Genomic DNA, 21,788 nt, shown 5'->3' on the forward strand with positions numbered 1-21,788 from the left:
TGGAGCTCGTCACAAATGAATGCAAACCCAAAGTTTTTAGCAGCCACGGCTGAAGTCGATGCAGCGGCTGTCGCACCTTTGCCCATGTCACGCAAGGTTTACGAAATCGGTTCGCGGCCTGACATCAAAGTCCCGTTTCGCGAAATCACTCAAGGTGATACCCCGACATCGTTTGGTGGCGAGAAGAACCCGCCGCTGACTGTCTATGATTGCAGCGGCCCTTACACCGACCCTGACGCCACAATCGATATTCGCCATGGCTTGCCAGAACTGCGCCGCGCCTGGATAGAAGAGCGCCACGACACTGAGTTGCTCGCCGGGCCAAGCAGTGAGTATGGCCAGGAGCGACTCAACGATCCGAAATTAACCGCCATGCGTTTCAATTTGCGTCGCCATCCCCGTCGAGCAAAAGCCGGGGCTAATGTTTCGCAAATGCATTATGCGCGTCGTGGGATCATCACCCCGGAGATGGAGTTCGTCGCCATCCGCGAAAATCTGCGGATCGAGCAATACATCGACAATCTGGTTGCCAGTGGCCCGGATGGTGAAAAGCTTGCCCGCCGCATGTTGCGTCAGCATCCCGGACAATCGTTTGGCGCATCCATCCCCAACAAAATCACACCTGAGTTCGTCCGTGAAGAAATTGCACGCGGTCGCGCGATTATCCCAGCCAATATTAACCACCCTGAACTTGAGCCCATGGCCATTGGCCGTAATTTTCTGGTCAAGATCAACGCCAATATCGGCAACTCGGCGGTCAGTTCGGGCATCGGTGAAGAAGTCGAAAAAATGACCTGGGCTATCCGCTGGGGTGGTGACACGATCATGGATCTGTCCACCGGTAAGGATATTCACGAGACGCGTGAATGGATCGTACGTAATTCACCTGTGCCGATTGGTACCGTGCCAATTTATCAGGCACTAGAAAAAGTCAACGGCAAAGCCGAAGACCTGACTTGGGAGATCTTCCGCGACACGTTAATCGAGCAAGCCGAGCAAGGTGTGGATTACTTCACGATCCATGCAGGGGTTCGTCTGCCTTTTATCCCCATGACGGCAGATCGCATGACCGGTATTGTTTCGCGTGGCGGTTCGATCATGGCTAAGTGGTGTCTGGCTCATCACAAGGAAAGCTTCTTGTATGAGCGCTTTGAAGAGATCTGCGAGATCATGAAAGCCTACGACGTCAGCTTCTCGCTCGGTGACGGTTTGCGCCCAGGCTCAGGCTACGACGCCAATGACGAGGCTCAATTGGCTGAACTCAAGACTTTGGGCGAACTCACCCAAGTCGCCTGGAAGCACGATGTCCAGGTCATGATCGAAGGCCCCGGTCACGTCCCTATGCACATGATCAAAGAAAACATGGATTTGCAGCTTGAGCAATGTGGCGAGGCGCCTTTCTATACCTTAGGGCCACTGACGACCGATATCGCACCTGGCTACGACCACATCACCTCTGGCATTGGTGCCGCGCTGATTGGTTGGTACGGCACCGCGATGCTTTGTTATGTCACGCCTAAAGAGCATTTGGGCCTGCCTAACAAAAAGGATGTCAAAGACGGCATCATCACCTATAAGATTGCTGCGCACGCGGCAGACTTGGCCAAGGGTCATCCTGGCTCAGCGATTCGTGATAATGCGTTATCAAAAGCCCGTTTCGAATTCAGGTGGGACGATCAGTTCAATCTGGGCCTTGATCCTGATACCGCCAAAGATTTTCATGATGAGACCTTGCCCAAGGACTCAATGAAAGTCGCGCACTTCTGTTCAATGTGCGGACCGCATTTTTGCAGCATGAAGATCACACAGGATGTGCGTGATTATGCTGCCAAGCAAGGCCTTGAAAATGACAAAGCCTTGAAGGCCGGTATGCAAGAGAAGGCCATAGAGTTCGTCAAGAAAGGCGCTGAGATTTATCACAAGACGTAAGGCTAACTGACTTACTTTGTCGGTCGCAAACAAACCATCCACCCTATCTCGGCTCCCTCTCATCGACGCGATGAAGGGGGTCGGATGCGTGGCAATCGTTTTGCATCATTTGGCTTTTTATGGCCCGATGGCCAATGTTGTTGCCCAAGCAGCGCCCGACACCATTGCTTGGCTGTTTGATTACGCAAGACTGGCTGTGCAAATGTTTTTTGTACTGGCCGGTTATTTGGTTGCAGCACGTGTCGCGCCAGACGCCAAACCAGCCGAGTTAAAGCCTTTGCAGCTCGTTTGGGGTCGCTATAAAAGGTTAGTGACGCCCTTTATCTTTGCGGTCGCCTCAGCTACGCTGATCACAGCGCTGGTGCGTCCGTGGTTCGAGCACGACTCCTTATCCGCTGCGCCGTCTCTCTGGCAACTCGTTGCACATGGTTTACTTATCCATGATGTGCTGGGCTATGAGGCGCTATCGGCAGGCGTCTGGTATGTTGCGATTGATTTTCAATTATTTGTCGCAACAGTCTTGATCACGCTTTTGATGCGTTCAATGCCAGCTCGCTTATTGGCCCTGTTTCCCCTCGTGGTGATTGCCTTGGCCGCTAGCTCACTGTGGATCCTCAATCGCCATACTGAGCTCGATATTTACGCGCCCTATTTTTTTGGTGCATACGGATTGGGCATGCTCGCTTATTGGTCGAATCGCTCGGCGCTCGGCGAGGTGGCTATCTTCGTTATTCTTGCGCTTGGCGGGATGGCCTTGTGGATTGATTTTCGTTACCCGATTGCTGTGGCGCTTGGTTCAGCGATGCTGGTGAGTTTGGCTGCGCATCGGGGTTGGCTCGAGAGCTGGCCAAAGCCAGGCCTGCTGACCGCCTTGGGGCAACGGTCGTATTCGATCTTTTTAATTCACTATGGCATCTGTGTTGGCGTCAATGCAGTCTGGCACCGGTATTTTCCCGAGGGCGTGTTAATCAACACGATTGGTATGCTCATCGCCACCTTGGCATCAATTAGCGCAGGGGCGTCGCTCTATCGCTTTGTTGAATCCAGAGCCAAAGTGTTTGGTCGTAACGGGCTCACGCTGCTGTTGGCGATCGTGCTTGGCGCTGCCCTGCTCATTGAAAGCCTGAGCTGGTGACCTAAAAAATTAAAGTTAACCCAAACTTGGCGCGAGCGTTCGACGAACATCCTGCTCGGTTCGGCCACTACGTTTAACGTAATCGCTCACTTGATCGTCCCCGATCATCCCGACATTAAAGTACTGAGATTGTGGATGACTGAAGTAGAAACCCGAGACGCTTGCCGCAGGATGCATGGCATAACTATCGGTGAGCATCATGCCAATAGCAGCGCCATCGAGAACCTCGAACATTTCACGCTTGATGACGTGCTCCGGGCACGCTGGGTAACCTGGCGCTGGGCGAATACCCTGATACTTCTCAGCGATCATCTCCTCGTTTGAGAGCGCCTCGTTAGCAACATAGCCCCAAATATCGGTGCGCACCCGTGCATGCAAGGCCTCTGCAAACGCCTCGGCGCAACGATCTGCCAGGGACTTGAACATGATGGATGAGTAATCATCCTGAGCCTTCTCAAACTCTTGCTCTTTCTTATCAACGCCTATGCCGGCAGTGACTGCGAAGAGGCCAATGTAATCCATCACGCCCGATGATTTCGGTGCGATGAAATCGGCCAGGCACTTGTTATCGACGCCTTGACGCTTAACACCCTGTTGACGAAGGCCGCGCCAAGTGAAAAGAACCTTTTCACGAGTCTCGTCCTGATAAACCTCAATGTCATCATCATTCACGGTGTTGGCGGGATAGAAGCCCACTACGCCATTTGCGGTTAACCAGCGACCATCGATCATTTTTTTGAGCATGGCCTGCCCATCTGCGTAGACTTTCTTGGCTTGCTCGCCCACGACCTTGTCTTCAAGGATGGCGGGGAACTGACCAAACAGACTCCAGGTCTGAAAGAAAGGTGTCCAGTCGATAAATTTGGCAAGCTCAGACAAATCGAAATTTTTAAACGTGCGGCGACCGATAAATTTTGGTCGTGGTGGTTGATACGTGGACCAATCGATTTTAGGTTTACCCGCTCTGGCATCAGCCATGGATACAAGAGGCGTCACCTTGCGATTAGCGTAGCGACGTCTCACATCCTCGTACTCTTGTGCCAACTCATCAAGATAGCTGTTTGCAGTCTCGGATACCAGATTGGTCGCAACGCCGACCGAGCGGCTTGCATCCGGCACGTAAATCACTGGCCCTTCATAATGCGGCGCAATCTTGACAGCGGTATGGACGCGGCTCGTGGTCGCACCACCAATCATGAGCGGCATCTTGCGGCTACGGAAATACTCGTCACGCTGCATCTCGCTGGCGACGTAGGCCATCTCTTCGAGACTCGGCGTAATCAAACCGGATAGACCAATGATGTCTACGCCCTCGGCCTTAGCCCGTGCCAGAATTTCAGCAGCTGGCACCATCACGCCCATGTTGATGACGTCGAAGTTATTACACTGAAGCACCACCGTGACGATGTTCTTGCCGATGTCATGCACATCACCCTTGACAGTCGCAATCAGGATCTTGCCCTTCGCGCGCACATCACCGCCGGCCGCCTCAATCTGCCGCTTTTCTTCTTCGATATAAGGTACAAGGTGGCTGACCGCTTGTTTCATCACACGAGCAGACTTCACCACTTGTGGCAGAAACATTTTGCCTTCGCCGAAGAGATCGCCGACGATGTTCATGCCATCCATCAGCGGCCCTTCAATGACCTCGATTGGGCGACCGCCGCGACTGGCAATTTGCTGCCTCACCTCTTCGGTATCTTCAACAATAAAGTTGGTAATGCCATGCACGAGAGAATGCGCTAGGCGCTTTTCCACCTCCTGAGCACGCCAGGCAAGGTCTTCCTCTTTTTTAGCGCCGGTGCCTTTAATGGCATCGGCGGCGATCACTAAGCGTTCAGTGGGTGTTCTCGTGTCGTCAGCTTCTTTCTTACCGATTGGCAACGGACGATCAAGGACGACATCCTCAACCAGATCACGCAAGTCAGCAGGGATATCCGCGTACACACCCAATTGACCGGCATTGACAATGCCCATGGTCATGCCTTCGCGGATGGCGTAGTACAGAAAGACCGTGTGAATGGCCTCTCGCATCGGTTCATTGCCGCGGAAGGAAAAGCTTACGTTTGAGACACCGCCTGAGATACGAGCATGCGGTAAGTGCTCACGAATCCATCTGGTGGCTTCGATAAAGTCCACTGCGTAGTGATTGTGTTCGTCGATACCGGTTGCTATCGCGAACACGTTTGGATCAAAAATAATGTCTTCGGGCGGGAACCCTACGACATCAACCAGCAGTCGATAGGCGCGCGTGCATATCTCTTTGCGGCGTTCAAGTGTATCGGCCTGCCCTTTTTCGTCAAAGGCCATGACGACTGCGGCGGCACCATAGCGTCGGCATAAATGCGCTTGCTTGAGAAAAGGCGCTTCGCCTTCTTTGAGCGAAATCGAATTAACGATGGCCTTACCCTGTACACATTTCAGGCCAGTTTCGATAACAGCCCATTTCGAGCTATCGATCATCACAGGCACGCGCGCAATATCGGGCTCTGAGGCAATCAAATTCATGAACCGGTGCATACACGCCGCTGAATCCAGCATGGCCTCATCCATATTGATATCGATGATCTGCGCGCCGTTTTCAACTTGTTGTCGAGCAACTGCGACGGCTTCGTCGTACTTCTCTTCTTTAATCAGGCGAGCAAACATTTTGCTGCCTGTCACGTTGGTGCGCTCGCCCACGTTAATAAAAAGCGATTCAGCATCAAAATTTAACGCTTCAAGACCAGAGAGCCGTGTTTTGACGTCGATCTCGGGCACCACCCGTGCAGGCAACGCTTGCACTTGCTGGACAATTGCCTGAATATGATCTGGCGTGGTCCCGCAACAGCCACCCACCATGTTCACCAGACCAGACCGTGCAAACTCTTCTAACAGGGCAGACGTATCGCTCGGTAACTCATCAAAGCCAGTGTCGCTCATTGGATTGGGCAAACCCGCATTGGGATAGACGCACACATAGGTGTCACAAATTTTCGAGAGCTCAGCTACATAAGGGCGCATGAGCGCAGCCCCCAAGGCGCAATTCAGACCAATGGTGACGGGCTTGGCGTGACGCACGGAGTTCCAGAACGCTTCGACGGTTTGGCCCGACAGAATGCGACCTGATGCATCCGTGACGGTGCCAGAGATCATGACGGGTAAACGCACAGCACGCGCAACGAACACTTCTTCAACGGCAAAAATTGCCGCTTTGGCGTTAAGCGTATCGAAAATCGTTTCAATCAAGACAAGGTCGATACCACCATCGAGCAAGCCATTCAATTGTTCTGAGTAGGCAATACGAAGTTCGTCAAACGTAACATTTCGGGCTCCTGGGTCGTTAACATCCGGAGATATCGAGGCGGTTTTAGGCTGAGGCCCCAAGGCACCCGCCACAAATCTTGGCCGCTCAGGGGTAGTGAATTTGTCACACGCGAGTCTGGCGAGCTTGGCAGACGCTAGGTTGAGCTCGTAAGCCAGCTCTGGCAAATCGTAATCACCTTGAGCAACCGTTGTCGCGCCAAAGGTATTGGTCTCAATCACATCTGCGCCAGCCGCAAGATATTGCTCGTGGATCTCTTGGATGACATCGGGTCGGATCAGCGACAGCAATTCGTTATTGCCTTTGACATCTTTATGATGGTCGGCAAAGCGCGTACCGCGAAAATCAGCTTCAGACAGTTTGTAGCGCTGAATCATCGTCCCCATCGCGCCATCCAGAATCAAGATTCGCTGACCCAACTGGCGCACGAATTCTGCACCACGGGTATAGCTGTCGATCGGATAGGGCAATTTGGGATAGGGCATGGCAGACAGTCATCAAGAGAAAACACCTGACCCGCGACACAGGCTGGTCAAGCAACCCTACATCGTACCAAAAACAGGGGGGTTTCCCCAATTAGCGGGGTAATTGCCAGGGACTTAGTTTGAAACGCGTAGCCCCCGGCACTAAAGGATCTAACGAGGACAAAAAGCAATTTGGGCGGCTCAACGCCGCCCAAATCTAAAAAGTACCGCCGTTAGCGCTAGGCGTACCTCAGTTCATCCAATCTTAGAAATCGGATCGTAGAGTGACCGACACGAAGGTGGGAGCACCAATGTAATAGGCCGGTGCATTGGCAGCGATACCCGGCAAGGCAACTGCATTCGTCGTAAAGCTGCTACCGCTAGGTGAGCTGATCCGCTGGAAGTTCTGATTGAAGATGTTGTAAACGTTCAACTGAACCGAGGGATTCTTAAAGTAGCCGATATCATCGAAGTGATAGCCGATCGTGCCGTTAAACAACGTATAGCCGGGCATTGATTCGTCGTTAACCAGCGTTGAATACGCCATGCCGGTGTACTTCATGTCGAGATTACCGTACCAGCCGCTGCTGTTATAGGCAAGACGAAGGCCAGCCAACCAATAAGGGGTATCAGGCATTTGCATGCCAGAAGTTGGCAGGTTGGCTGTTGCGCTATACGCAATATCGTCTTTCATTGTGCTTTGCGTATAGGCAGCTGAGCCGTACAAAGACCAGTTACTGTTAACTTTGTAACCGAGCTCCATCTCTACGCCCTTGGTTGTCACGCCGCCAACGTTGGCATCAACAGTAAGATTCGTATTAGGATCATAGGCAGAGGCAATGCGGTTCTTGAAGTCGATATAGAACAACGAACCAGAGAAGGTCCAGCGATCTGACGCCCACCGGTAGCCCAAATCGAAGTTGGTCGAGCTTTCCATCCCGACGGTCGGGTCACGCAGCGTTGCGCCAGTCAACACGCCATTGCTGACCGTGCCGCCCGTTAACAGACCAGTCAACACAGAGTTACTGGGGGCACGCATGTTTTGCGCAACGTTGGCAAACACATGCTGTTGCTCGTCTAAGCGATAACGCACGCCGAGACTGGGCAGCAATTTTGAGTAAGTCGCGCTCGTGTCGTAATCAGCCCCACCGCCTGATTGTGAACTCGCGTAGTTGTTGAGCGTGCGTTGAATGACTGACTCGCGCAAACCAACTTGCACCAGCAATTTGTCATCCATCAAATGGATGCTGTCCTGTGCAAAGAGTGAACCTGCCGTACTAACGGTCAAGGTATTGCGTGACATGTAGTAGTCACCGTTGTTGTACTTCAGCCAGTTGGTGCTACTGAACAGAAAAGGGTCAGCAACCCCGCCACCCGCATCAAACGCCTGTGCTGGGCCTGTTTGGTAGTGACGAGCCTGTTCGAACCAAGTACCGAACAGCAGGTCATGGTTATCCATCCGGATATTGGACTTTAAGGTAATACCTGGGCGATACGTTTCAGTGACGCTACCGTTATAGACGTAAAGCTTATCGAGCGTGTCGCCATCTTTGTTGATATCGGCGATGCCGTACTTCAGGTTAGAGCCCAAGTTAGCAGATTCTTGCAGCGTTTTCTGCAAGGTGCCGCCTGTACCGTGGCCGTACCAGAAATAAGGTTCGGCAGAAAATGACACGTCTTTACTTGCCTTGTACTCGACTTTGCCCGACCAGATCACGTCGACAAAAGGGTTAACCGAGTTCTGGTAGTAGGTGTTGGCAAACGAGGTGTTTGCGACCGTTTGCGCAACGCCCTTGATCCCAACTGGATTAATCGCTGGCGTCGAACTATAAGTCTGGTTACGACCACCACTGTCGATTTGAGCTTGCGTCAATGTCGGGAAGTTGTTGTTCAACATTTTGTTCACTGACAAATTGCTGGTCAACTTCCACTGCGTATCTGGCCGAACTTCAGCACCGATATCAATATGTTCACGCTGAGCGTTACCCGGACCTTGAAACTGATTTGCGTAAGTGTTCGAGTAGGAGATGAACATTTTCGCTTTGTCGTCTGCAAACAGACCAGTATCGACACGCACATACGTGCGACGCATACTCAGTTGACCGACAGTTTGAGCCACACGAAAGCGATATTTGTCTTCTGGTGCGCAGTAACTGATGCCGACGTTACCACCTGAAGCACCGGTATGCGGCGCTTCGGTATCAGTCGAACCTTGTGTCAAGAAAACCTCACAGATGTTTTCTGCGTCGACGTATTCCATTGGATAGACAGCATAGTTACCCGAGTCGTTGACCGGCACGCCGTTAACCGTAAACCCCATTTGGTCACTGTTGGCACCCCGCACACGCAAACCACCACCGAATAGACCCGTTGCGTCCTGGCTAAAGGTGTTGACGCCAGGTAGCAAGTCCAACATTTGGTAAGGATTGGATACTGGATTGAGCTTGTCAATCGCTTCTTTGTTAACCGAGCTGCGTGCCTTCGGTGATTCTTCTTGTGAGATCAAGCCGGTTGCGGTGCCACCTGGCAGGCCTTCAACCGAAATCCGACCGACGTCGGTGGAAGACGCTGCAGTCGTCTGTGCCCAAGCAGCTGGCGTAAGGGACAAGCCAGCGATACAAATCGCCAGGGTGTTTAGTTTGAAGGTACGCATGGTCGACAGAAGCTCCGGTCAGGATTGAAACGAGTTGGTCAAAGTGAATGTGTTGCAGACTAACTGTCGAACGTTTCAATTTCTTTGCAAACCTGCCTGCCATGAAGATCAGTTGCAAAATTGATACGCCAATTAGGCTGTAACATTTCTTTAGTATTCGTCAGGTAAGGTGTTGGCGTTTGGTTGCGGATCACTTACGCCGTTCTGCAGCGCAATTTACCTATCCTGTGCGGAGCATCCCCTTATGTCTCGTTTGTCTGCGCTGTTAAAAGCAGCTTGCTTTGTACTCGTGCTCCAATGTGTTGTATTGCTGACGCCGTCCTCAGCAGTGGCCCAAGAGCCCTCTGCCAGTAAAACTACGCAAGCCGTACCAACAGAAAACCCCTATGGTCTAAAGGCCGTTTGGGCGCAGGGTGACTTGGTCGCCAAAGGCACGCTTTGTATTTTGGTATTTATGAGTGTGGCTAGCTGGTATCTGATTTTCTCGAAATTACTTGAGCAGACACGCATGATGGCTCAACAGCGAGCTGCTATGGGCAGCTTGAGCAAAGAAAGTACGCTGGATCAAGCGACTCAGACTCTACAAACCAACAGCCCGTTTCGCTATGTCGCGCAAGAGGCGGTGAGCAGCGCTGCAAGGCACCGCGACATGGGCAATTCGATAGATTTCAATGAATGGGTGATGTTGAGCTTGCAACGCGCGAACACGTCGGTTGGGCAAAGCATGCAAAAGGGTTTGTCATTTTTAGCGACGGTCGGTTCAACTGCGCCTTTTGTTGGCTTGTTCGGGACTGTTTGGGGCATTTACAACGCACTGGTGAGCATTGGTCTCTCAGGGCAGGCCAGCATTGATAAGGTTGCAGGCCCCGTTGGCGAATCGCTGATCATGACGGCAATTGGTTTGGCCGTCGCTGTGCCCGCGGTCTTGGGGTACAACATTGTGGTTCGTCGCAACAAATTGATTGTGCAGGGCGTGCAAAAGTTTAGCGGCCAAATTCATGCCAACCTCTTGGTTGAAGCAGCCCAGCGCTAGGTCAGTGTCAATCAGGGTTGTCCATGTTTTTGTTATTCGATCAACGCTAGAGGCGGGCTTTTTGCTATGGCAATGCAGCTAGGTTCAGATGACACCGATGAAGAGGTGATCAACCACATCAACACCACTCCTTTAGTCGATGTGATGTTGGTATTACTGATTATTTTTCTGATCACCATACCTGTCGTGACCACTTCAATACCAGTAGCCTTGCCTAAAGAACGTTTGGAAGCACGTCAAGCTAAACCAGAAACCATCATTATTTCTGTGAGTAAATCAGGTGGACTGTTTGTCTATGATCGGGAAGTGGCTGGCATAGACGAATTGGTTGAGCAATTAAAGGGTATGGTCAACAAAGACAAAGAAGAACCAGACGTTCAAATTCGTGGCGACCTGGATGCAGAGTACGAAGGCATCGGCCGAGTGATGCGTGCCTGTCAGCGTGCGGGTATCGCAAAAATTGCCTTTATTACTGAGCCGCCTCCTTTAGGCGGTTGATGGGTCTCACCATGCAAATTAAAGACAGGACGAAATAATACCGATGGCGATGCAGATCCCCGCAGATGATGGATCCGACGATGCGGAACCGGTGATCGAAATGAACACCACGCCTTTGATAGACGTGATGCTTGTGCTGTTAGTGATGTTAATCATCACTATTCCGATTCAGTTGCATGCGGTCAATATGAATATGCCAACCGATGCCCCTGCAGATTCGACGATGCCAGAAATCATTGAACTATCACTGCCTGCAACAGGCGACATCCTCTGGCAGGATAAAACCGTGGATCTGCCAGAACTCGAAAACCTGATGCGCAAGGCCGCAGCGGCAACTGAACAACCCGTCATCAATGTCAAGCCGGACCGCCACGCGAAATATTCAACGCTGGTCTCTGTTCTGTCTGCATCCCGGCGCACGGGTTTGACCAAAATTGCCATTGATGGAAATGAGCAATATGACCGCTAACACGACCACGATGCCGGCTTTTGCGGTCAATGATTTTGACAGCAGTAAAAATAAGGCTTGGTGGGGCCGTTACGGTGGGATCGTGCTCGTTGTTGGCTTTCACGTCGTCCTGTTGTGGTTCGTGCTTAGCGATTTTGCCAAGAGCGATTTGAAAATCACACAACCACCCGCGTCCGTTGTTATTCAAGACGTTGCGATTCCAGCTGCGCCTGTGCCGCCGCCGGCGCCACCACCGCCTGTGCCACCACCACCGGTTCCGCCACCACCAGCAGCACAGCCAGCGCCACCACCGCCCGCACCTAATGCGCTTCAAGTCAAGCCGAAGCTACCAGTCGTGCAGAGCCCTAAAGCGGTTGCATCCTCTGCACCTGCTGTGTCTGCTGAGTCGAGTACGGCGACTGCAACGGCTACGCCAAGTCAAAACCAAGTAACAGCGCCCAACGCGCAATCACTTGAAGCGGATTACGTCAGAAAAGTACAAGGCATGCTCAACAGCACCAAACGCTATCCCACCGGTCGCCAGGCCAGTCAAGAACGCCCACAGGGCAAAGTGAGGATCGTGTTTGTACTCAATCGCAGCGGCGCCCTGCAAACAGCCAAGGTACAAGAGTCGTCCAATTCAAATCTGCTGGATGACTCTGCTTTAGCGGGCGTTCGCAGAGCGACTTATCCAGGCTTCGATGCGGATTTGTGGAAGGGGCAAGAAACCCACGAGTTTTCAGTGGACATTGATTTTCTTCCACCAGGTATTCGCTAACTACTGTTGGATTAATCTTCAATACCTCGTTGAGCCGGAATGCCAGCGTCAAAGGCATGTTTGATCGGCATCATTTCAGTCACCGTGTCAGCAATGTCGATAATTTCTTGCGGGCATCGCCGGCCCGTCAGACAGACATGCACGTCCTTAGGCCGGCTTTTGAGTGTATTCACCACCTCTTCAAGTTCAATCCAGCCAAACGAGATGGGATAAGTGACCTCGTCCAGCACGACGAGAAAATAATCACCAGACAAAATAGCCGTTTTAACCTTATCCCAACCCTGGCGAGCCAGTAGCGCCGAGTTCTCAAGGTCTTTGCTTTTCCAGCTAAAACCGTCGCCTAAGCCCTCGATCGGGATACCGAGAGTCTCGAAGCTACGATGTTCGCCAAATTTGGACGTTGGCACTTTCATGAACTGAAAAATCTTCACCGGTTTGGCTCGGCCGTGAGCTCTTAGTGCCAGACCAAAAGCGGCTGTGCTTTTACCTTTGCCGTCGCCTGTGTTAACAATAATCAAACCGCGACGTTCTCCCTCGGATTTATCGTAGGGCTTTTCAGTAGGTGGCTTAACAATCTGCATGATGACTTTGTCCGGTAGGTAAATTAGTGTAAGTCTGAGACCGCATTCAACTGGGCAAAATCACCCAACGATCCATCAAGGGATAAATCTTGATTTTGTCATCAAACACGTTTTCAATGGCGCGATGTGTTTGTGAGTCGTGAGCCGCACCTTGAAACAGAACTCGACCCTGATCCATGATCACGATCTGATGAGCGTAAAGTGCCATAGAAATCTCATGCAACGCAGTCAACACGGTACAACCATGCTTGGTCAAGTTCTTGATCAACTTCAAGCAATCAGCCTGCTGGGGTGGGTCAAGATGATTGAGTGGTTCATCCAATAACAAAATCTCAGCCTCGACCGCCAAGGCCCTTGCCAGCAACACTCTCTGTTGTTCGCCGCCTGAGAGCTCGCTAATCATACGATCTCGCCATTGATCTGCGCGGACACTATTCAAGGCCTGTTCAACAATTTGATGGTCAGGTGCGCTCGGCGAGCTCAGCCAAGAGTGATGGGGTAGTCGGCCTAACATCACTAGATCGTAAACCGAGATATCGCTCGATATTTGCTCGTTTTGCCCCAACCACGCGACTTGTCTTGCCAGCAATCTGCCTGTCATGCCGACAAGGGGTTGGCCTAGCAAATCGATGGCGGATCGCTGACCAGTCAAACCCGCAATCGCGCGCAAAAGCGTCGATTTGCCTGCGCCGTTGGGGCCAATCAACGCGGTCCACTGGCCCCGGGGAATGGTCAGACTGACTTGTTTGAGCGCTTCGGTTTCTCCAAGTTTGACACTCAGCTCACGAACCACAATGGCTGGGATTTGATCGCTTAACGCGCTCATGGTGCCTGCCTCTTTGCGGGCTGGTCATACATTAACCAACAAAGATATCCGCCGCCCAAAACGGCCGTTAGGACACCCACAGGTAACTCTTCAGGTGCCAACAACCCACGCGCCAACACATCTGCCGCTAAGAGCAGAATGCCGCCCATCAACGCTGATAAGCCAATCAACTTTGCGTGCTTGGCTTTGACGAACGATCTGGCCAGATGCGGTGCCACCAACCCGACAAAAGCGACCAAGCCAGCGTGTGCGACTGCAGCGGCCGTCGTGAGAGACATAATCAAAATTAGCAAACTTCCCACTTGAGGTTGATGCACGCCGAGACTCGTCGCTGTCCTTGCGCCAAGAATCAAAGCGTCAAGCACGCGAGCTAGTGCGATCGATGCACAGAGGCCAAGCACCAACACTGAACCCATCACCAAGCAGGCAGCCCAAGTCATAAAGCTGGTCGAGCCTAGCAAAAAGGACTGCAAGGCCTGAAGAATAGTCGGCGACCGAAAGGCAATAGCAGATGTCAACGCGCTAAAGATCACACCAACAATCACGCCCGCAAGCAAAATTTTAAGCCGGTCTTGAGCGCCTCTGGCAAGCAAGAGCGTCAATAAGACCGCTACCACCGCGCCAATAAAAGCAGCGCCAGTCAGCCCTAACCGGGCAAGCCAATACCCTGCGAAAGGACTACCGCCAAACACCATCAACGCGAAGGCCACGGCAAACGATGCACCTGAAGCGCTACCTAACAGATAAGGATCCGCTAACGGGTTTCTAAAGAGGCCTTGCGCAATCGCACCAGTCATCCCCAACAGCGCGCCAGCTAAATAAGCCCCGATAGACCGAGGTAGCCTGATTTGCCAAATGATGTCATGTGATGCAGGGTTCGACAGAAACGTCTGAATGGGCTCGAACCCAGCACTACCCACACAAACACCGGCAACAATCAGCAAAGATGATAAGCACAGCAAAACAAACATGAGCCGTGCATATTGGTTTCTTCGGCGCTGAGGGGTGACGGTCACCTGGTGACCTCTGCATCTATCGAACTTAAACCGGCCTGCTGGCGTAAGCAATCAACGATCGCTCTCGCCCCCTCTGCCATTCGCGGACCTGGTCTCACGATGACATTGGCGACGTCTTTTGCGAATAAGCAGAGGTGATGGTTTTTTACCGCCTTGAGTGTCGACCAACCTGGCCGATCCGAAAGATTGATGAGATTGCCCTCAGACATCATCATGACGTCGGGATCCTCTTTCACCACCAGTTCAGGATTGATTTTCGGAAACGAGCCTCGTCCAGAGGGAATGATGTTTCGCAACCTCAAGCGAGATAAGGTTTGCCCAAGAAAAGAATCAGGTGATGCGGCGTAGGGCTCAGCGCTGACTTCAAAGTAAACACTCAAGTTGCGATCTGGCTGTGGAAGCGCTTTTACCGCAGACGCGAGCTCATCCTCAATCTGTAACCAGCGTTGTTCAGCTGCTTGCCGAGGCAAACTGAATACACGTGCAAGCGTCACAAGTGCCTGATGCACCTCATCATACGTCTGTGCATCGATCATCAGGACGTTGAGGCCCAGTGCGCGCAAGCGTTCATTCGCCTTGGTTGAAGCGCCCACCAGAACAAGATCAGGCTTCAGAACAAGAATACCTTCGATGTCAGGATCAAACCCACCGCCCACAACAGGAAGCGCCTTCAAGGTCGAGGGCCAGTTCGAGTAACGATCGATACCGACGAGACGATCACATTGATCCAACAGACAAACAGCTTCAGTCCACGAGGGAAGCAAACTCACCACGCGCTCAGGTGATCTGGCCAGGTGCACAGACTGACCGTCACTGCCAATCAGATTAATCTCTGCGACCTCAGTTGCGCTCGGCTCGCTGGCAAAAGCCGAGCCGCTATGACACAAGAAGAGAGCCAACAGCAGCTTCAACACGCTGACAGCCCGCCTGTCGAAGCGCTGTCAATCAACTCATCAATGAAGCACATATCTCATGCCTACGAACACGTTCGAGCCTGGCGGGTTGTAACCAGAGATGAATTGATATTGAGCATTCAAAATATTGTTCCATTTCAAGAACATGGTCCAACTCTTATCAATATCGTAGCTCGCATATAAATTGATCAGCGCATAGCCTGACAAGGTCTGGGTATTGGCCGAATCTGCGTAGCGCACGCCAGACCACGTCAAGGTCGAACCGAAGTCAAACGGACCGGTTCTGTAATCAGCACCCAAGTTAAAGACGTTATTAGCACGCTGTGGCAGTTGCAAGTTAGTCAAGACATTCAAGGGATTCATGACGTCGAATGAACCACGCACGGTTAATTTATCGAACACTGCGTTCGCCCCCACCGATACACCACTGATTTCAGTCTTCGCAAAGTTGGTCGGACAATAGCCACTCGACGCGTTTTGACAAGGCATGGCAATAATCAAATTATCGATTTTGTTATCGTAGCCAACCAAATGTAAACCGTATAGCTTGGTTTCGTAGTGCAGACCGAGCTCAAAATTCTGATTCGTCTCGGGCTTCAAGTCGGCGTTACCGTAGCCTGGGTAATACAAATCGTTGAAAGTGGGCGCACGAAACCCCGTGCCATAGTTAATATTTGCTCTCAACTCCTCAGTAATAAAGTAGCCATAGGCGACACTACCTGTCGTTTGATTACCATAGCCTGACATCGAATCATTGCGCAAAGCCGCCGTGGCGACATGAGATCCACGGTTTAATTGATACGACGCAGCGATCGAATCGATGGTGCGACTTTGATTCACACTCGTCGTGCCCGAGTAGGTAGCAGAGACATTCTGAATCCGATGCTCTGCTAACACCTGAGCAACATCTGAACCAAACTTGATGTTGTTTTGCCACAATACGTCAGTCTCTGGCGTACTGATTGGATCAGCGGTGTAGGTAGTCAGATTTTGACCCGGCGTATTAGCCTGAGAAACCTGAAGCAGACTTGACCACGTGTTGGTGATTTGATTTTTCGAATACAGCGCGGCGCTGTAATTACCCCCTACTTGAGTATCGATTTCAGGCAAAGCATAGTTGTAGTCATACCCTGGGTACTTGTTGGCAGTCCTTGTTGCAAAGAACTTCAAACCCAATTCTTGACCCACACCCCAATCTTGTGAGAACTGACCGGCAGCACCTGTACGGGTGTAGCCTGTCGCTGAGGTGGGATAGCCTGGTGCGCAATAATTGGCAGCAGCATTGGCAGCGCTGCAATAGTTATTGGCCGCAACAGTATTAAAGCCACTCGATGTTTCGTAGTTGATGCCAACCGCATAACGAGTTTTATGTTCGCCTTCCGTCGACCCCGACAGGCTAACACTGCTGATACTGGTGCCATAAGAACCATAGCCAGTTGACGCATTAAATTGCATCGGGCCATCGCCTCGTTTAGTAAAGATCTGAATCACGCCGCCTAAAGCATCTGCGCCATAAAACGTACTTTGAGGTCCGAACACGATCTCGATATGATCGATCAGCGACATGGGGATGCTGCTCCATACTGCACCCCCAAGGCTTGAGGACTCGCTGCGAACGCCATCAATCAACACCAACGCCTGATTATTGTTTGTGCCTCTCAGATAGACACTCGATACGTTGCCTGCACCACCATAAGAAGTAATCTGCACACCGCGCTGCTGCTGCAGCAACTCGGGTAAGCTGCTCTGCCCAGCCCGTTCGATTTGCTCTGGCCCAACGTACACGTGATCGGCAAGCACGTCATTGGCCGGTGTGGGCTCAATCGTTGCAGTCACGATGATAGGGTTGAGGAGCTCTGGCTCCCGCTGAGACGTGTTTTGTTGCGCATACGATGCGCCACAAAACAAGACAATTGAACAAGCAATAACTGACACGCCCCCAGCTTGAACAGGGCGCAAAAGGTTGTCGTAAGACATTACGATGATTCCAATAAAGTTCTCTCGCCAACTCTCCCCGTTGGCGGGATGAATAAGAATATTCTTTTGAATATTCCACCCGTTGAAGCCGGTATCCGGACTAGTGAGACTAAAATTTGTACCTTCTCAGGCGTTGCAGCCCAATGGTTTTACAAATCCCTGCATCCTGTTTAGCGGATGCGCTCACTTACCGTTGCGGGGACAGTATGGTGGCTCTGAAAGAACGCCAGTTTCCCGTTTAACTGTCTTTTCTGAACAAAAAGACGAGCACTATCAACCCTTGTACGATAGCACAGCCGACCTCGGGTTAACCGATGGCGATTACAATGGGTCACCGGCTAAAAACCGCGGTTTTTTTAGTTACACCCCCTGAACAGATGATTGGATGGATTGAGATGACCATGTCAGACCCGCTGGTTATTGCTGGCAAAACCTATCAGTCTCGGTTGCTCGTGGGCACAGGTAAATACAAGGATTTTGTTGAAACTCAACAAGCCATTGAAACCAGTGGGGCAGAGATCATTACGGTCGCAATCCGTCGTACGAACATTGGTCAGACGGCTGGCGAACCCAATTTGCTTGATTACGTGCCGCCCAATCGCTACACGATGCTGCCTAATACCGCTGGCTGCTACAGCGCCGGTGAGGCGGTGCGCACTTTGCGCTTAGCACGAGAGTTACTCGACGATCACAAGCTGGTAAAGCTCGAAGTATTGGGCGATCCACACACCTTGTTTCCTAATATGCCTGAGACGCTTGCTGCGGCTAAAACCTTGGTGGCAGAAGGGTTCGAAGTGATGGTTTACTGCACTGACGATCCAATTCAGTGCCGCATGCTTGAGGACATTGGTTGTGTAGCGGTGATGCCGCTGGCGTCGTTAATTGGTTCTGGCATGGGGATACTGAACCCCTGGAACCTCAAACTGATTATCGATCAGGCACGTGTGCCCGTATTGGTCGATGCTGGCGTTGGTACCGCTTCGGATGCCGCGATTGCAATGGAGCTCGGCTGTGATGGCGTTTTGATGAACACGGCAATCGCTGGTGCCCAGCATCCTGTTTTGATGGCGAGCGCGATGAAGAAGGCAGTGCAAGCGGGTCGCGAGGCGTTTCTGGCTGGCCGGGTGCCACGCAAGACGTATCAAGCTGCGCCAAGCTCTCCGACCAGCGGCATGATTGGCACAACTGCCGGTTAAATGACACGTTAAACCACCCCTCACTATGACAACGCAAATACCCAACACCTTAACGATTGCCGGCATGGATCCAAGTGGCGGGGCGGGCATTTTGGCCGATGTCAAAACCATGAGCGCACTTGGGGCCTATGCCTGCGCCGTGGTGGCTGCACTGACGGCGCAAAATACTCACAGAGTGTCTGATATATCGATCGTCAATCCAGACTTCATTCAAGCTCAGATCGATACACTTTTTGATGATGTCCGTATCGATGCCGTCAAAATTGGGATGCTCGGGCAGAGCAAAACGATTGAAGTAGTGGGTGAACGCCTGGCCCACTGGAAACCCGTCCACATTGTTCTCGACCCTGTCATGGTCGCCAAAAGCGGCGACTTGCTGCTTGAGCAAAATGCGATTTCAAGCTTAAGAGAGTATCTACTGTCGCAGGCAACGGTGGTGACGCCAAATCTGCCCGAGGCCGGGGTACTGCTTGGCCAGCGTCAAGTCGAGTCGGTGCGCGACATGCGTCGCGTGGCTGAACGTCTTAGAAATATGATGAGCCACAACGGCCATCGCTGGGTGTTGCTCAAAGGTGGGCATTTGCCGGGGGATGAAACGATTGATATTTTGCACGACGGCGACAAGATGATCGAGCTGCCCGGGCATAGAATTCAAACGCGCAACACCCACGGGACTGGCTGCACTTTGTCTGCCGCGTTGGCAGCACTATTACCGAAAATACCCGATGTGCCAGAAGCTGCTCAACAAGCAAAAACCTATCTTGTTGCGGCGATTGTTGCCTCAGCCAAGCTTGAGGTAGGTACCGGTCACGGGCCGCTTCATCATTTTCATCATTTTTGGTGAAAACCCCTATTACAATCTGATAGTTATTTTTGCTACTGCATGGATTTTTGATGAAAGCTTCTTCAATACCTGATATCGAACGCGCCCGCTTCAATATGGTCGAACAGCAGATCCGTCCCTGGGATGTTTACGACGCAAAAGTGCTGGACGCCCTGTTCGCTGTGCGCCGTGAGTTGTTTGTCCCAACCGTGCATCGGGCTTTGGCCTTTTCTGATCTTGAAATCCCGCTCATCGTCCAGTCGGTAGACACCCATCAAACCATGCTCGCGCCAAAGCTCGAGGCAAAGCTGGCCGGTGCGCTATTTTTGAAACCTGACGACTGCGTACTTGAGATTGGCACTGGCTCAGGCTATCAAGCGGCACTCCTTGCGCATCTCGCTCGCGAAGTCACCTCTGTCGAGATCGATCCCAGACTGGTCGCCTTTGCGCAGGATAATTTACGTCAAAATCATATCGATAACGTAAAAGTCGAAACTGGCGACGCAAGTAATGGTTGGGGTACAACAGAATACGACGCCATTCTCGTGACGGGCTCTTTACCGTCCGTCCCAGACGGTCTCAAGTATCAGTTACGGGTTGGTGGGTGCATGGTCGTGATTGTCGGTACGCAACCAGTGATGACCGCGTATCGTGTCACACGCATTACGGCAGCCAGCTTCGAAACTGTTTCGCTGTTTGAGACAGTAATCAAGCCCTTGACTGGCCCGGTCGTCTCACGCTTTAAGTTCTAAACCTTTGTCGACAATAAGCTGCAGCTTGTTTAGTTCGAACGGATTTTTTGCACCAAAGCGGTGGTTGAGCGATTGAATTCGAAGGGAATGGCGACGGCTTTACCGCCCCACGACTCAACCAGGCGAGTTTCAGGCAGCGTCTGCATAGCGTAATCGCCACCTTTAACAATCACGTCTGGGCGCAAGTGCCCAATTACTTCAACAGGCGTATCCTCTTCGAACACGATGACCGCTGTGACACAGCTGAGGGCAGCTAAGAGCGCTGCTCTGTCGTGTTCGTTGTTTAAAGGCCTGTCTGGCCCTTTGCCCAGTCGTCTGGCTGACGCATCCGAGTTAACTGCAACAATTAACGAGCCACCTAATTGTGACGCTTCGTCAAGGTAGGTGACGTGCCCCCGGTGAAGAATATCAAACACGCCGTTAGTAAAGACAATCGGACTTGGCCAGTTGCGCGCCGCTATGGCTGCGGCACAGTCGCCAATCGACAGGATTTTGCTCTCAAATCTAGCTGCCATATCTTTAACAAAGCCGCCGTTTAAGCACTTGTTGGCTGCAAAGCTGGCGCAGCTCTCATTAACTCTTTGCGGTAACGATTCAAATCCTGTACCGTTTTGAATGACCCATCCATTAATAGGGATAAGTTATGCAAAATGCGGGTGCTAACTTTCACTTCCCACTCTTTGTCAAAAACGATCTGATTATCTAACCATCTTTCTAACCAGCCTGGCTCGGGTAATTTTGATTGCACGGTGTCGTCAGGAAACATGTCTTTATTGACATGCAAATTGGTAGGGTGCAATGCCTGAGGGGTGCGATGCGCTGACGCCATTAACACACCAATTTTAGTGAAGGCCATGCGCGCTTGCGAACCAATCTCTTGACCACGTTGGGTCAACGCCCTTTTCATGTAACGCAAGTAGGCTCCAGCATGACGAGCTTCGTCTTGCGCAATAACTTTGTAAATTGCCTTGATCACGGGCTCAGTGTGCCAATCGGAAGCACAGCGGTACCAGTGATTTAATCTGACTTCACCGCAAAAATGAAGCATCAAGGTCTCAAGTGGTGGCGCTGGATCAAATTCGAACCGCACCTTGTGCAACTCTTCTTCAGTGGGCAACAAATCAGGTGCAAAGCGTCGCAGGTATTCCATCAGCACCAGTGAATGTTTTTGCTCTTCGAAGAACCAGACAGACATAAAGGCTGAGAAGTCGCTATCGTCTTTGTTGTCACGCAAAAACATTTCCGTCGCGGGCAAAGCTGCCCACTCTGTAATCGCATTCATTTTGATGGTTTGCGCTTGCTCATCCGTGAGCTTACTGCGGTCGAAATCGTCCCAGGGAATATCGGATTCCATGTTCCAGCGTACAGATTCCATTGACCTAAAAAGCTCTGCGTAAAGCATAATTTCTTGCCTTTAAATTACAAAATCCACCATTAATAGCAGACGGTCACGTCAAATTG

At 51.6% G+C, this 21,788-nt stretch carries 18 protein-coding genes and 1 riboswitch; of the genes, 9 read left to right on the forward strand and 9 right to left on the reverse strand.

The window, feature by feature from the left end:
• Positions 1 to 15 precede the first annotated feature (15 nt).
• Both thiC and BCM14_RS08750 read left to right on the forward strand, forming a co-directional pair.
• A complete protein-coding gene (thiC, locus tag BCM14_RS08745; RefSeq protein WP_106227628.1) occupies positions 16 to 1,929 on the forward strand; it encodes a phosphomethylpyrimidine synthase ThiC in 1,914 nt (637 codons plus the stop codon).
• 70 nt (positions 1,930 to 1,999) lie between these two features.
• Complete coding sequence (locus BCM14_RS08750) at positions 2,000 to 3,064, forward strand: acyltransferase family protein (RefSeq protein WP_106227629.1); 1,065 nt, start codon at positions 2,000 to 2,002, stop codon at positions 3,062 to 3,064.
• Positions 3,065 to 3,079: 15 nt separating this feature from the next.
• On the opposite strand, the gene metH is transcribed toward BCM14_RS08750, so the two are convergent.
• Entirely contained in the window at positions 3,080 to 6,853 is a 3,774-nt protein-coding gene (gene metH / locus BCM14_RS08755) for a methionine synthase (RefSeq protein WP_106227630.1), read from the reverse strand.
• Between the two features lie 244 nt (positions 6,854 to 7,097).
• Positions 7,098 to 9,485, reverse strand: a complete 2,388-nt coding sequence (locus BCM14_RS08760; protein WP_106227631.1) for a TonB-dependent receptor — start codon at positions 9,483 to 9,485, stop codon at positions 7,098 to 7,100.
• A 244-nt stretch (positions 9,486 to 9,729) separates the two neighbouring features.
• Here BCM14_RS08760 and BCM14_RS08765 point away from each other — a divergent pair, with 244 nt between their 5' ends.
• The 4 genes from BCM14_RS08765 to BCM14_RS08780 all read left to right on the forward strand — a co-directional run bounded on the left by BCM14_RS08765 (position 9,730) and on the right by BCM14_RS08780 (position 12,242).
• A complete protein-coding gene (locus BCM14_RS08765) occupies positions 9,730 to 10,518 on the forward strand; it encodes a MotA/TolQ/ExbB proton channel family protein (RefSeq protein WP_106227632.1) in 789 nt (262 codons plus the stop codon).
• Positions 10,519 to 10,584: 66 nt separating this feature from the next.
• Entirely contained in the window at positions 10,585 to 11,016 is a 432-nt protein-coding gene (locus BCM14_RS08770; protein WP_106227633.1) for an ExbD/TolR family protein, read from the forward strand.
• Between the two features lie 43 nt (positions 11,017 to 11,059).
• On the forward strand, positions 11,060 to 11,485 hold the full coding sequence (locus BCM14_RS08775; RefSeq protein WP_106227634.1) for an ExbD/TolR family protein: 426 nt from the start codon (positions 11,060 to 11,062) through the stop codon (positions 11,483 to 11,485).
• The gene (locus BCM14_RS08780) at positions 11,475 to 12,242 is read left to right on the forward strand and encodes a TonB family protein (protein ID WP_106227635.1); all 768 of its coding nucleotides are present in this window, start codon (positions 11,475 to 11,477) and stop codon (positions 12,240 to 12,242) included. Before BCM14_RS08775 ends, BCM14_RS08780 begins: the two co-directional genes overlap by 11 nt.
• Before the next feature lie 11 nt (positions 12,243 to 12,253).
• Here BCM14_RS08780 and cobO read toward each other — a convergent pair whose 3' ends face one another.
• The 5 genes from cobO to BCM14_RS08805 are packed head-to-tail and all read right to left on the reverse strand — an operon-like array spanning position 12,254 to position 17,556.
• Entirely contained in the window at positions 12,254 to 12,823 is a 570-nt protein-coding gene (gene cobO, locus BCM14_RS08785) for a cob(I)yrinic acid a,c-diamide adenosyltransferase (RefSeq protein WP_106227636.1), read from the reverse strand.
• A gap of 46 nt (positions 12,824 to 12,869) precedes the next feature.
• Positions 12,870 to 13,649, reverse strand: coding sequence for an ABC transporter ATP-binding protein (locus BCM14_RS08790; RefSeq protein WP_106227637.1), 780 nt, complete (start codon positions 13,647 to 13,649; stop codon positions 12,870 to 12,872).
• The gene (locus BCM14_RS08795) at positions 13,646 to 14,665 is read right to left on the reverse strand and encodes a FecCD family ABC transporter permease (protein ID WP_311042726.1); all 1,020 of its coding nucleotides are present in this window, start codon (positions 14,663 to 14,665) and stop codon (positions 13,646 to 13,648) included. Before BCM14_RS08795 ends, BCM14_RS08790 begins: the two co-directional genes overlap by 4 nt.
• Positions 14,662 to 15,579: an ABC transporter substrate-binding protein gene (locus BCM14_RS08800; RefSeq protein ID WP_106227639.1), complete on the reverse strand. Its 918-nt coding sequence runs from the start codon at positions 15,577 to 15,579 to the stop codon at positions 14,662 to 14,664. The genes BCM14_RS08795 and BCM14_RS08800 overlap by 4 nt, the downstream gene beginning before the upstream one ends.
• 39 nt (positions 15,580 to 15,618) lie before the next feature.
• Positions 15,619 to 17,556, reverse strand: a complete 1,938-nt coding sequence (locus BCM14_RS08805; protein ID WP_106227640.1) for a TonB-dependent receptor domain-containing protein — start codon at positions 17,554 to 17,556, stop codon at positions 15,619 to 15,621.
• Between the two features lie 69 nt (positions 17,557 to 17,625).
• A riboswitch (cobalamin riboswitch) is annotated at positions 17,626 to 17,847 on the reverse strand.
• A gap of 104 nt (positions 17,848 to 17,951) precedes the next feature.
• Here BCM14_RS08805 and BCM14_RS08810 point away from each other — a divergent pair.
• The 3 genes from BCM14_RS08810 to BCM14_RS08820 are packed head-to-tail and all read left to right on the forward strand — an operon-like array spanning position 17,952 to position 20,327.
• Positions 17,952 to 18,752, forward strand: coding sequence for a thiazole synthase (locus tag BCM14_RS08810; protein WP_259673525.1), 801 nt, complete (start codon positions 17,952 to 17,954; stop codon positions 18,750 to 18,752).
• A gap of 25 nt (positions 18,753 to 18,777) precedes the next feature.
• A complete protein-coding gene (thiD, locus tag BCM14_RS08815) occupies positions 18,778 to 19,596 on the forward strand; it encodes a bifunctional hydroxymethylpyrimidine kinase/phosphomethylpyrimidine kinase (RefSeq protein ID WP_106227641.1) in 819 nt (272 codons plus the stop codon).
• A 50-nt stretch (positions 19,597 to 19,646) separates the two neighbouring features.
• Positions 19,647 to 20,327: a protein-L-isoaspartate O-methyltransferase family protein gene (locus BCM14_RS08820; RefSeq protein ID WP_106227642.1), complete on the forward strand. Its 681-nt coding sequence runs from the start codon at positions 19,647 to 19,649 to the stop codon at positions 20,325 to 20,327.
• Positions 20,328 to 20,356: 29 nt separating this feature from the next.
• Here the strand turns inward: BCM14_RS08820 and rfaE2 are convergent, their stop codons facing one another.
• A complete protein-coding gene (gene rfaE2, locus BCM14_RS08825; protein ID WP_106227643.1) occupies positions 20,357 to 20,842 on the reverse strand; it encodes a D-glycero-beta-D-manno-heptose 1-phosphate adenylyltransferase in 486 nt (161 codons plus the stop codon).
• 20 nt (positions 20,843 to 20,862) lie between these two features.
• Entirely contained in the window at positions 20,863 to 21,729 is an 867-nt protein-coding gene (locus BCM14_RS08830) for a ferritin family protein (RefSeq protein WP_106227644.1), read from the reverse strand.
• Positions 21,730 to 21,788: the final 59 nt, after the last annotated feature.

The sequence above is a fragment of the Jezberella montanilacus genome (genome assembly GCF_003003055.1).
GTDB lineage: Bacteria > Pseudomonadota > Gammaproteobacteria > Burkholderiales > Burkholderiaceae_B > Zwartia > Zwartia montanilacus.

What these genes read in the sequence shown, in the direction of transcription:
- cobO (WP_106227636.1), bottom strand. Translation starts at nt 12,823, where the DNA reads ATGCAGATTGTTAAGCCACCTACTGAAAAGCCCTACGATAAATCCGAG.
- BCM14_RS08830 (WP_106227644.1), bottom strand. Translation starts at nt 21,729, where the DNA reads ATGCTTTACGCAGAGCTTTTTAGGTCAATGGAATCTGTACGCTGGAAC.
- BCM14_RS08775 (WP_106227634.1), top strand. Translation starts at nt 11,060, where the DNA reads ATGGCGATGCAGATCCCCGCAGATGATGGATCCGACGATGCGGAACCG.
- BCM14_RS08760 (WP_106227631.1), bottom strand. Translation starts at nt 9,485, where the DNA reads ATGCGTACCTTCAAACTAAACACCCTGGCGATTTGTATCGCTGGCTTG.
- thiC (WP_106227628.1), top strand. Translation starts at nt 16, where the DNA reads ATGAATGCAAACCCAAAGTTTTTAGCAGCCACGGCTGAAGTCGATGCA.
- BCM14_RS08770 (WP_106227633.1), top strand. Translation starts at nt 10,585, where the DNA reads ATGGCAATGCAGCTAGGTTCAGATGACACCGATGAAGAGGTGATCAAC.
- BCM14_RS08765 (WP_106227632.1), top strand. Translation starts at nt 9,730, where the DNA reads ATGTCTCGTTTGTCTGCGCTGTTAAAAGCAGCTTGCTTTGTACTCGTG.
- rfaE2 (WP_106227643.1), bottom strand. Translation starts at nt 20,842, where the DNA reads ATGGCAGCTAGATTTGAGAGCAAAATCCTGTCGATTGGCGACTGTGCC.
- BCM14_RS08805 (WP_106227640.1), bottom strand. Translation starts at nt 17,556, where the DNA reads ATGTCTTACGACAACCTTTTGCGCCCTGTTCAAGCTGGGGGCGTGTCA.
- metH (WP_106227630.1), bottom strand. Translation starts at nt 6,853, where the DNA reads ATGCCCTATCCCAAATTGCCCTATCCGATCGACAGCTATACCCGTGGT.
- thiD (WP_106227641.1), top strand. Translation starts at nt 18,778, where the DNA reads ATGACAACGCAAATACCCAACACCTTAACGATTGCCGGCATGGATCCA.
- BCM14_RS08750 (WP_106227629.1), top strand. Translation starts at nt 2,000, where the DNA reads ATGAAGGGGGTCGGATGCGTGGCAATCGTTTTGCATCATTTGGCTTTT.
- BCM14_RS08810 (WP_259673525.1), top strand. Translation starts at nt 17,952, where the DNA reads ATGACCATGTCAGACCCGCTGGTTATTGCTGGCAAAACCTATCAGTCT.
- BCM14_RS08790 (WP_106227637.1), bottom strand. Translation starts at nt 13,649, where the DNA reads ATGAGCGCGTTAAGCGATCAAATCCCAGCCATTGTGGTTCGTGAGCTG.
- BCM14_RS08780 (WP_106227635.1), top strand. Translation starts at nt 11,475, where the DNA reads ATGACCGCTAACACGACCACGATGCCGGCTTTTGCGGTCAATGATTTT.
- BCM14_RS08820 (WP_106227642.1), top strand. Translation starts at nt 19,647, where the DNA reads ATGAAAGCTTCTTCAATACCTGATATCGAACGCGCCCGCTTCAATATG.